Here is a 10,741-nt window from a genome sequence, read left to right as displayed (position 1 = left end):
ACACCCTCGCCTGGGCTCTGCTGGCGGCCCGACCGGCTCCGGCGTCGGCGTCGGCGGCGTCGGCGTCGGCGGCGCGGAGTTGACCTTGAACAGTAACCGTCGCCCTGGCGACGCCAACCATTCAAGATCCACACAGAGCGGGCCGACCGGCGGGCTCGTGGTGGGGGCGCGGCAGGACGGTCGGCTCCAGCTGTGGTCAGGTGACGGGCTGTGGTCGGGCGACGGGCTGTGGTCGGGCGACGGGCGGTGGTCGGGTGACGGGCTCTCGCCGGGTGACATGACCGTCGATGTGGGGCAGCCCATTCACGGGGTGGCCGTCACGCGTTCCGGGATCGCGGCGCTGCTCGACGACGGCCGAGTGATCTTCCCCGACCTCCGAGCCACCGCTGTGACGCCACCGTCGGTTCCTCCCTTCGAAACCGACGGCAACGTCACGGTCGCCGGTCCGGCGTTGTGGCACGAGGGAGGTCGGCTGCTGGCCGCGTCGCCCGACGGCGGTCGTCTCGTCGCGGGCGGCGGCCGGGGCGGCGTATCGGTCTGGCGGTCCGCGCCCGGCTCCGGCTGGTGGGAGACCATTCCTCAGGCACGGGTGGGCGACTCGGTCACGGCGGTCGCCGTCGCCGACGACGGGCTCGTCGTGACTGGTCACATTTCGGGGAGCGTACGCATTCTGCGTGCGGGAGCCGAGCCGATCCGGGTGCATCCGGGGGAGGAGCCGGTCTGGGCGGTCGTCCTGCACGGCGGGTACGCGTACTCCGGCGATGCGGCGGGGCAGATCCGGCGCTGGGATGTGGGTTCAGGCGGTCAGCGGATCATCGCCACCTCGCCGAGCCCCGTCACCGGGATCGCCCTGTCCGGCGACGTGCTGGTGACCTGCGGCGACGACGGCGTGCGTACCTGGACGACGGACGGGCGGCCGCTCGCGTACGCCCGGACCGAGCCGTTGCGGACGATCGCAGCGGACCCTGGCACCTCGGCGCTGGTCAGCATCTCGGCCGCGCTCGGCCTGACCCGATGGGAGATCGTCGCGTGAAGTTCGACGTACGCGGAATGACCTTCGACGCCGACGTGGACGGCCCGGAAGACGGTCCAGTCGTGCTGCTGCTCCACGGGTTCCCTCAGCACAAAGGGGAGTGGGACCTCGTCACGCCGACGCTTCGGGACGCCGGCCTGCGTACGGTCGCCTTGGACCAACGCGGGTACGCCCCGGGCGCCCGGCCGGCGGCGGTGGAGGCGTACCGCATCAGTGAGATCGCGGCCGACGCGCTGGCCGTGCTCGACGAGCTCGGGGTCGAGGCGGCGCATGTCGTCGGGCACGACTGGGGCGCGGCGGTCGGCTGGTACCTGGCGGCCCGCCATCCTCAGCGCACCCGGACCCTCACCGCGTTGTCGGTGCCGCACGTGGCCGCGTTCGGGCGTGCCATCCGCCACGACGACGACCAGCGGGAACGATCGTCCTACATGGACTTCTTCCGTACGCCGGAAGCCGAGGACGTCCTCCTCGAAGACGACGGGCTGCGGATCAGGGCGATGTTCCTCGGCTGCCCGGAGGGTCGGGTCGACCGTTACGTGACACCGATGCTGGACCGGGAGCGGCTCACCGGCGGCCTCAACTGGTACCGCGCGATGGGACACGGCGACTTCGGCCGGCTCGGTCCGGTGACCGTGCCGACGACGTTCCTCTGGAGCAACGAGGACATCGCGATCGGGCGCGCCGCCGCCGAGGCTTGTGCCCGCCACGTGACCGGCGAGTACGCCTTCGTCGAGCTGGACGGCGTGAGCCACTGGATTCCGGACGCCGTACCTGAGCGGGTGGCCGCCGAGATCCTCAAACGCGCCGCCTGAGCCAGCCCGAGAGCATGAATCCGTTTCAGGGCCGGTGCAGGCCGAGGATCACTGGGCGGCGCCGAAGTGGCGGGCGACCGAGTCAGGCGACGAGCACGACGATCAGCGTACGCGGCCCGTGGACGCCTTCGACGCGATGCAGCTCGATGTCGCTGGTGGCCGAAGGACCGCTGATGAAGGTGAGCGGCCGGGTCGGGTCCAGCCGGGCCAGCAGTTCGGGCACGGTGTGCACGACCTGGTCGGCGCGGACGACGCAGATGTGCCGGTCGGGGATCAGGGTGACGGCGCGGCGGCCCTGGTCGGGGCCGGCGTCGAGGGCGATGGTGCCGGTTTCGGCGCAGGCGGCGGCGCAGCCGGTGAGGACGGCGTCGAGCACGTCGAGCTGGGCGTAGGAAAGCCCGTCGTCCACGACCGCGCCCGGCACGGATAAAGCGCCCGGCACGGATAAAGCGCCCGGCACGGACAAAGCGCCCGGCACGGATAAAGCGCCCGGCACAGACGGAGCGCCCGGCACGGATGAAGCCGACGAAGCCGAGCCGGCCGGGACGACGACCGTCCAGTCACGACAAATGTCGGCGAGCGTCGCCGTCAGCGTGGCGGCAGTGCAGGGCACGACGGTGGCTTTGTAGTCGACGAGCCGATCGGTGAACAGCTCCAACAGCTCGGCATCGCCCGGCGCATGAGTCCCCGTACGCCGATAGTCCCGGGGAACCGGGGGAGCGGCGATGCCGGTGTTGGCGGCGCGGATGCGGGCGAGGATGTCGTCGCGGGCGCTCATCCGGAAATCCTCATCGGGCGGACCACCAGTCGCGGAAGGTCTGTTGGGGCGGTGCGGGGAGGTCGCGGGTGTCGGTCCAGGCCGACAGCGGCGGCGGCAGCCGCCGGATGCGTCCCCGGCGGGCGATCAGCCGGCCGAGCCGTAGCAGGCGTTCGCCGAGCCGGAACCGGCCGGCTGAGGCCATCGTCCAGGAGGTGGCCGCCATGACGGCCCGTTCCGCCGGTGGATGCGGCTGGGTGGACCGCAGGTGGACCAGCATCGAGGGGATGTCGATGCGGACGGGGCAGGCGTCGAAGCACGCGCCGCACAGGCTGGAGGCGTACGGGAGGGAGGTGGCGGCGCCGGTCAGTTGCGGGGTCAGCACCGCGCCGATCGGGCCGGGATAGACCGATCCGTAGGCGTGGCCGCCCGCGCGCTCGTAGACCGGGCACACGTTGAGGCAGGCCGAGCAGCGGATGCAGTGCAACGCCGAGCGCCCGGCCGGGTCGGCCAGCACCGCCGTGCGTCCATTGTCGACCAGCACGAGGTGGAACGTCTGCGGCCCGTCGCCGGGTGTGACCCCGGTCCAGGTGGAGGTGTAGGGGTTCATCCGCTCGCCGGTGGACGAACGCGGCAGCAGTTGCAGGAAGACTTCGAGGTCGGTCCAGGTCGGCACGACCTTCTCGATGCCCATCACCGTGATCAGGGTGTCCGGCAGGGTCAGGCACATGCGGCCGTTGCCTTCGGACTCCACGACGGTGATCGTGCCGGTCTCGGCGACGCCGAAGTTCGCCCCCGAGATCGCCACCTTCGTGGTGAGGAACTTCGCCCGCAGGTGGGCGCGCGCGGCCATGGCCAGCCGCCGGGGCTCGTCGGTCAGCGCAGGGTCCACGCCGGGCATCTCGCGGAGGAAGATCTCGCGGATCTCGGCCCGGTTGCGATGGATCGCCGGAACCAGGATGTGGCTCGGCTCGTCGTGTCCCAACTGGACGATCAGCTCGGCGAGGTCGGTCTCGACCGCGGCGATCCCGGCGGCGGCCAGGGCCTCGTTCAGGCCGATCTCCGCGGTGGCCATCGACTTGACCTTCACGACCTCATCGGTTCCGGTCGCGCGTACCAGGTCCACGACGATCTGATTCGCCTCGGTCGCGTCCCGCGCCCAGTGCACCACACCGCCGCGGGCGGTCACGGCCGCTTCCAGCTGCGGCAGAAGCTCGTCCAGATGAGCCATCGTGTACGCCTTGAGCGCCTCACCGGCTAGGCGAAGTTCTTCCCAGTCATCGAGTTCGCCGACGACACTGGCGCGCTTGGCGCGGATGGTGGCGGTCGCATGGCCGAGGTTGCGCCGCAGTTGGGTGTTCGCGAGGGCGTCCCGGGCGGCGTCGGGGAACGGCCGATCGCCGTGCAGGTGGCCGACTCCGGCCGGGGCGTGCGGCATCCCGAGGAAGGTCTGGCTCATCCGGCGCTCCCGGTGCTCGCGAGGATCTCGGCCAGGTGGATCGGGCGTACGCCGGTGCGCAGCCGCGACAGGCCGCCGCCGATGTGCATCAGGCAGGACGAGTCGCCGGCGCAGACGGCCTCCGCCCGGGTCGACAGCACGCTGCGCATCTTGTCGGCCAGCATCGCCGTCGAGGTGTCGGCGTTCTTGACCGCGAAGGTGCCGCCGAAGCCGCAGCATTGGTCGGCGTCGGGCAGCTCGACCAGGTCCAGGCCGCGTACCTGGCGGAGCAGGCGCAGCGGCTTGTCGCCGACCCGCAGCATGCGGAGGCTGTGGCAGGTCGGGTGATAGGTGACCCGATGCGGGTACGCCGCCCCCACGTCCTCGACGCCCAGCACGTCGATCAGGAACTCCGACAGCTCGTAGGTCCTGGTCGCGACGGACTGCGCCCGGTCGGCCAGCCCGGCGTCGCCGACGTTGCGGGCGACCATCGCGTGCTGGTGGCGTACCGAGCCGACGCAGGAGCCCGACGGCGCGACGACGTAGTCGTACGGCTCGAAGGCGTCGACGTGATTGCGGACGAGCTTGGCCGCCTGCCGTTGGTAACCGGTGTTGACGTGCATCTGCCCGCAGCAGGTCTGCCCCGGCGGGAAGACGACCTCGACTCCGAGCCGTTCCAGCACCGCCACCGTCGCCCGGCCGACGTCGGGAAACATGGCGTCGGCCAGACACGTGACGAACAGCGCGACCCTCACGCCGGAGAATCCTATAGGATCATCCGGCCGGAGTCAGTTGCCCCACCCGCCCAAGATCCCGCCGAGCCCGCTGGTCGGGTTGGTGGACGGCGTCGGCGTGGTGTTCCGGTTGCGCCGGCCGTTGCCGTTGTCGTTCCCGTTGTCATTACCGTTGCGGGAGGACTCCGACGGGGTCGGGCTCGGCTCCTCGCGCGGCTCGTAACCCGAGGCGAACGCGCTGGTCAGCTTGGGTGCGGTGAACTTCTTCTCGGCCACGCCCTTGAGCGAGGTGTTGAGCGTACGCGCGACCGCCTGGATCACGTCCCGCTGCACCGCGGAGCCGACGGCGTCCTTGCTGGTGCTCGGGTTGGCCGCGATCGACGCGATGGCCAGCTGCGGCGTGTACGCGACGAACGACTCCGTGACGTTGCCGTCGGAGCTGCCGGTCTTGCCGGCGACGTCGCGGCTGCCGACGATGTTGGCCACGGAACTCGCGGTCGCGCCGTTGCAGCGGTAGTACGCCGACTGCTGGCCGACCGGGCACCGGGCGGCGTCGGTGGCCGCGCGGGCGACCTCGGCGCTGATCGCCTGCTTGCAGTCGGGCTGCCCGGCCGCGACCGACTTGCCGTCCGCGTCGGTGATCGACGAGATCGGCGTCGGGGAGCAGTACTTGCCCTCGGCCGCGACCGTGGCGTACGCGTTGGCCAGGTCTAGCGGCGTCGTCAGCGAGGTGCCGAGGGTGAACGCGCCCCAGCTCGACGCGTCCTGCGCGTTCTGCTGGTTCTCCTTCGACCGGAACTTGATGCCCAGCCGCTCGGCCATCTCCACGACCGCGTCCGCGCCGACCGACTCCTCCAGCTGCACGAAGTACGTGTTCACCGAGCGGCCGAAGCCGGTCCACATGTTCCGGTAACCGGCCATCGAGGCGGCGGCGTTCTCCGGGCACCAGTAGCCGTCACAGCTGTTCGACCCGGAATCGGCGTACTGGGACTTGTAGCGGTTCGGCGAGTAGTAGCCGGTGTCCAGCGCCTTGCCCGCCTCCAGCGCGGCCAGCATCGTGAACATCTTGAACGTCGAGCCGGCCTGGTAGCCGGGCAGGCTCGTGCCGTTGCCCGCGACGAGCTGGTTCATCGTGTTGCCGGTCCCGGCCGCGGCGCTGTAGTGCCGGTTCACCGCCAGCGCGAGGACCTTGCCCGTGCCGGGCTGCACGACCGCCATCGGCGCCACGCGCTTGTTGCTGTAGCCGTACACGGTCAGCACCTGCGTCTGCGCGGTCGCCTGGACCTTGGCGTCGAGCGAGGTGATGATGCGGTAACCGCCGGTCTTGAGCGCCTGCAGCCGGTCGGCGGCGGTCTCGCCGAACGCCGCCTGCGACTGCCACCAGCTGCGGAAATAGTCGCAGAAGTAGCCGGTCGAGGCCTTGGCCGCGGTGCAGTCGTTCGGCGACGCGCCGGGGGTCAGCTTCAGCTCGGCGTCGGTGGCCGTCTTCGCCTGGTCGGCGGTGATCTCACCCAGCCCGACCATGGCCTGCAGGACGTAGCTGCGCCGGGTCAGCGCCCGGCTGGTGTCGCCGTCGATCGGGTTGTCGGACTCCGGTGACTGGAGCAGACCGGCCAGCAGCGACGCCTCGTCCAGCGTCAGCTTGCTCGGGTCCTTGGAGAAGTAGGTGTGGGCGGCGGCGTACACGCCATAGGCGCCGTGCCCGAAGTACGCGATGTTGAGATACCGCTCCAGGATCTGGTCCTTGGTCAGCCGGGTCTCCAGCGTGATCGCGTACCGGGCCTCGTTGATCTTGCGCCCGGCGGTCACCTGCGTCGCGGCCGCGCGCTCCTCGTCGGTCAACGTCGGGTCGTTCTTCAGCACGTTCCGGACGTACTGCATGGTCAGCGTCGACGCGCCCTGCTCGACCTCGCCGCTCGTGCCGTTGGCCACCACCGCACGCAGGATGCCCTTGAGGTCCACGCCGCCGTGCTCGTAGAACCGGGAGTCCTCGGCCGCCACGACCGCCTGCCGCAGGACCGGCGCGACCTCGTCCAGGCTCACGTCCCGGCGATTCTGGTCGTAGAAGGTGGTGAGCAGCGTCTTGCCGTCGTTGGCGTACAGGTAGCTGGCCTCCTGCCGGGCCGGGTTCTGCAACGCGTCGGGCAGGTCGTCCCAGGCGACGCCCGCGTGGTTGACCGCCCAGGCCGCCAGCGCGCTCGCGGGCACAGCCAGACCGGCGACGACGGCGCCGGCGAGCACTGCGACGACGGCGGCGCGGACGAGCTTTCGAGGGGTGGCCGAACTATGAGCGGGGGTTGCCATGCAGGCAAGACTGCCCGGCGATCACAAGATCGTCATCGGGAGTGTGAAGGCCGTCACTCTCTGACACGGAATAGGCGTTCAGCTCGTTGTCAACCGGCGAACAGGCCGATCAGCTCCGCTGCCGTCTTGATCAAGGCGAGGATCGTGCCCATCCCGAGGAACAGGGTAAGGCAGGGCAGGAAGAACGTGAAGGTCCACCCGATGATCACCGCCGCGCGTGCCATCCCCCGGCCGGTCTGCTCACGCCCCTTGAGCTGCCGCAGCGCGAAGTGTCCGAGGATCGCGCCGATCGGGGCGAGGATGCCGAAGGTCAGCACCGACAACGCGACCGTCAGCAGCGCCACGATCGCCAGCACATTGTGCTTGGCCGTCGTACGCCGGAACGCGTCGCTCGACGTCCGGGCCACCTCCGACAGCCGCCCGGTGCTGAGCGCGACCTCCTGAGCGGGCTGAGCGGGCTGCGCGGGCGGCTGGGCGGGCTCAGCAGGCGGCGGCGACGGCACGGCAGGCGACGGCACCGCAGGCGGCAGTGCGGCCGGGGGTTCGGGGGCGGTCATCCGGCGATCCTCCGTGTACACAGTGGCCGGTGCGGGACGCCCGTCAGTATGCCGAACGCGGCCGCGTCCGGCGACCCGGCCCGGCCATCGCAACCCATGACCGGCCGTCGCCGGGCGGCGTGCTCAGGCGGCGTCGACGACCATGCGCTCCGGGTGCGGTTGCCGGATCGGCGTGAGGAAGCCGACCGCTGAGATCAGCAGGTACGCCAGCCCGGCGATGCCGATGACGAGGCCGACCCCGAAGCGTTCGGCCGAAGCCGTCACCACCGCCGCGCCGATCGGGCCGAGCGAGAAGTGGATCGTCCACCAGGCCGAGGTGACCCGGCCCAGCAGCGCGCTCGGGGTGATCTCCTGGCGCAGCGACATCGAGCAGATGCCGCCGACCGCCGTGAAGGCGAAGGCGAGCGTGGTGAAGACGGCGACGCCGGGCACGGAGTGGGTGAACGCGATCGCCGCGACGAACAGCCCGGCCAGCATCGTCGAGCCGATCCAAGTGATCCCGAACCCGATCACCTTGCGTACGCGGGCGACGGTGAGCGCCCCCGCGACGGTCCCCAGGGCGGCCACCGCCATCACGTAGCCGACCGTGCGGTCCGGCTGCCCGAGATCGTGCTTGAGGTAGAAGATGACGACGTCGACCAGCCCCTGCCAGAAGAAGATCATCATCGTCAGCAGGACGAGCATCGAGCGCAGCACCGGGTGCCGCCAGAGGAAGCGGGCGCCGGCGCTGAACTCGGCCCAGAACGACACCTTCGCGGGGAGCGCGTGCTCGTCGGCCGCGACCGGCGGGCGGAGGCGTACGAAGAGCAGGCCGATCGAGGCCAGGACGAAGGTCGCGGCGTCGACCGCGATCGCGACGGACGGGCCGAACTGCCCCGACACGACGCCGGCCAGGATCGGCCCGATGACCTGGGACGCGGCGAAGCTGGCCGAGAGCCGCCCGTTGGCCCGGGTCAGTTGGTCGGCGTCGACGAGGCGGGGGACCACGGTCACGTAGGTGACCCGGAACAGCATGGCGAACGCGCCGGTCAGCGGCACCACCACGTAGAGCAGCCAGATCGGGCTGGCGAACAGCCAGACGAGCGGGACGACACCGAACAGCACGGCCTGCGCGACGTTGCAGATGATCAGCAGCCGGCGGCGGTCGAACCGATCGGCGACGACCCCGGCGAAGAAGCCGCTGACCAGGGTGGCGACCCCGAGCGTGCCGGTGAGCAGGCCCATCTGGGTCACCGAGCCGGTCGCGTGCAGCACCATCAGCGGCACGGCGATGACCGAGAACGAACTGCCGAACGTGGACAGTGTCTCCACTGCCCAGAACAGGGCGAAACCGCGTCCGCCCAGCTTGCTGCTCACGTGGTCGCTTCTTCCGGATCAGGGTGCCGCTGACGCGCTTTACGGTCCCGGTACGCGCGGACGGCGTACTCGATGATGGCGAGGAGCATGAGCACGACGGCGAGGTCGAGGAGCGCGAGGACGGCCGGGACCTCGGTCGCGAACGGCAGCATGCCGAGCACGAGCGCGGCCGAGACCAGCCGCGCGAGCGGCAGCCGGCGGAACATGCGCCAGGTGGTGTAGCCGAAGGTGGCGAGATAGAGCGCGACGCCGCCGAACAGCAGGCTGGCGATGCCACGGTCGAGATGGTGCTCGGGGTGCGCGATGGCTTCGGCGAGGCCGACCGCGACGGCGATGACCCCGGCGACCAGCCAGAGATGGCTGAAGCCGAGCATGCGGCCGAGCTGGTCGGTCCGCAGCCGGGCGATCGCCACCGGCAGTCGTTCCTCCAGCGCCGCCCCCGCGAACACGAAGTAGATCCACCACAGTCCGCAGGCGAGCGCGAAGCCGCTGATCATCGTGGCGATCACCGGCGAGGTGAGGCGGTCGAGGGTGACCGCGGTCGCGCCGACCGACAGGATGGACTCGCCGAGCGCGATGAGCAGGAACAGGCCGTGCCGTTCGAGGAGGTGCGGCAGGTCGAAGGTCATCCGGCCCAGTTGACGCCGCATCAGGCGCGGCATGACGACGTCGATCGCGATGGCCAGGATCCACACCGCCAGGCGGGCGTTCCCGGCGAGGAAGCCGCCGAGGAACATCAGCGGGCCGCTGATCTGGAAGAAGACGAGGAAGAACAGGCCGGGGTGGCGATCGGTGGGCGTGATCGCCTCGTGGAGCGTCAACGCGGCCCGCTGCACCAGGTACGCGGCCCCGAAGATGATGCCCCGGTCGCCGAACGCGTCCGGGACCGAGACCGCCATGAACAGCGCGCCCAGGGCCGCGACGAACATCGTGATCCGGTCGGCCGAGTTCTCGATCGGGTTGAGGTTGGCGTGGATTGAGATCGCCGACCAGGCCCAGAACAGCGGCAGGAACAGCACCGCGGCATGCCCGATCCCGGCCCAGGTGTGATCATGGTGCAGCAGGGCCGAGACCTGGACGATCGCGAAGACGAAGACCAGGTCGCAGAACAGCTCGGCTGGGGTGACCTTCTTACCGGCCGTCGTGCTGACGGCGGACGTCTCGTCGGAGGTCTTCGACCGCAGGGTGGCGGAGGGGGCGCTCACGCGATCATGATGCCAGCCACGCCCGGCTCGCGATCAAGGCCTCCCGCAGTGGTCCGGCCTCGGGATGCCACTTGCTCTCCCATTCCAGGCTCAGCCAGCCTGGGTACGCCGCACGCCGGAGCAGTTCCAGCGCGTCGCGCAGCGGAACCGTTCCCTGGCCGAGCGGCAGGGGAGTGCGCTCGGTGGCGCTGAGGACGTCCTTGACCTGCACATGTGCCAGGTACGGATGCAGCGCCGCCAGCGACACGGTCAGCGGCTCGCCGACCCGCCACGGGTGCAGGACGTCCCAGATCGCCCGCACCCGGTCGTCGTCGACCTGACCGAGGATCCGGGCGACGTCGACGCCCCGAGGATGGGAGTCGTGCGTCTCCAGCCAGATCTGTACGCCGTCTGGCAGCCGGTCGGCGATCGTGCGCAACCGTGCGACCGCCCGCTGATCGGCGTCATTCCCGGGCGCCGAGGCGCCCGGGCTGAGCTGGCCGGTCCCGGGGGCCGAGGCGCCCGGGCTGAGCTGGGCGGTGTCGGGCGCCGAGGCGCCCGGGAAC

General features: G+C 70.8%; 9 protein-coding genes and 1 pseudogene. 2 read left to right on the top strand and 8 right to left on the bottom strand.

Annotated features, from left to right (window positions below):
- Positions 1 to 1,033, top strand: a pseudogene (locus AB0M47_RS39910) (hypothetical protein); the annotation flags it as partial.
- Complete coding sequence (locus tag AB0M47_RS39905) at positions 1,030 to 1,845, top strand: alpha/beta hydrolase (RefSeq protein ID WP_363423510.1); 816 nt, start codon at positions 1,030 to 1,032, stop codon at positions 1,843 to 1,845. The pseudogene AB0M47_RS39910 and the gene AB0M47_RS39905, both read left to right, overlap by 4 nt.
- Positions 1,846 to 1,927: 82 nt before the next feature.
- On the opposite strand, the gene AB0M47_RS39900 is transcribed toward AB0M47_RS39905, so the two are convergent.
- From AB0M47_RS39900 to AB0M47_RS39865, 8 genes are all read right to left on the bottom strand, one after another.
- Positions 1,928 to 2,623 carry an LUD domain-containing protein gene (locus AB0M47_RS39900; RefSeq protein ID WP_363423508.1) on the bottom strand — a complete coding sequence of 232 codons (696 nt, stop codon included), beginning with the start codon at positions 2,621 to 2,623 and terminating at the stop codon, positions 1,928 to 1,930.
- Positions 2,624 to 2,633: 10 nt separating this feature from the next.
- Entirely contained in the window at positions 2,634 to 4,061 is a 1,428-nt protein-coding gene (locus AB0M47_RS39895; RefSeq protein ID WP_363423506.1) for a lactate utilization protein B, read from the bottom strand.
- Complete coding sequence (locus tag AB0M47_RS39890) at positions 4,058 to 4,795, bottom strand: (Fe-S)-binding protein (protein ID WP_363423504.1); 738 nt, start codon at positions 4,793 to 4,795, stop codon at positions 4,058 to 4,060. Before AB0M47_RS39890 ends, AB0M47_RS39895 begins: the two co-directional genes overlap by 4 nt.
- A 33-nt stretch (positions 4,796 to 4,828) precedes the next feature.
- Entirely contained in the window at positions 4,829 to 7,078 is a 2,250-nt protein-coding gene (locus AB0M47_RS39885; RefSeq protein ID WP_363423502.1) for a transglycosylase domain-containing protein, read from the bottom strand.
- Positions 7,079 to 7,167: 89 nt separating this feature from the next.
- Positions 7,168 to 7,635, bottom strand: coding sequence for a DUF4190 domain-containing protein (locus AB0M47_RS39880; RefSeq protein ID WP_363423500.1), 468 nt, complete (start codon positions 7,633 to 7,635; stop codon positions 7,168 to 7,170).
- A 123-nt stretch (positions 7,636 to 7,758) separates the two neighbouring features.
- Positions 7,759 to 8,991 (bottom strand): MFS transporter, encoded by a 1,233-nt coding sequence (locus tag AB0M47_RS39875; protein ID WP_363423499.1) that lies wholly within the window; start codon positions 8,989 to 8,991, stop codon positions 7,759 to 7,761.
- Positions 8,988 to 10,196: a low temperature requirement protein A gene (locus tag AB0M47_RS39870; protein WP_363423497.1), complete on the bottom strand. Its 1,209-nt coding sequence runs from the start codon at positions 10,194 to 10,196 to the stop codon at positions 8,988 to 8,990. Before AB0M47_RS39870 ends, AB0M47_RS39875 begins: the two co-directional genes overlap by 4 nt.
- 4 nt (positions 10,197 to 10,200) lie before the next feature.
- A partial coding sequence (locus AB0M47_RS39865; RefSeq protein ID WP_363423495.1) for a sugar phosphate isomerase/epimerase family protein occupies positions 10,201 to 10,741 on the bottom strand: 541 nt, incomplete at its 5' end.

This window comes from Hamadaea sp. NPDC051192 (assembly GCF_040682475.1).
Classification (GTDB): Bacteria; Actinomycetota; Actinomycetes; order Mycobacteriales; family Micromonosporaceae; genus Hamadaea; species Hamadaea flava.
This window is presented reverse-complemented; position numbering and strand designations above follow the sequence as displayed.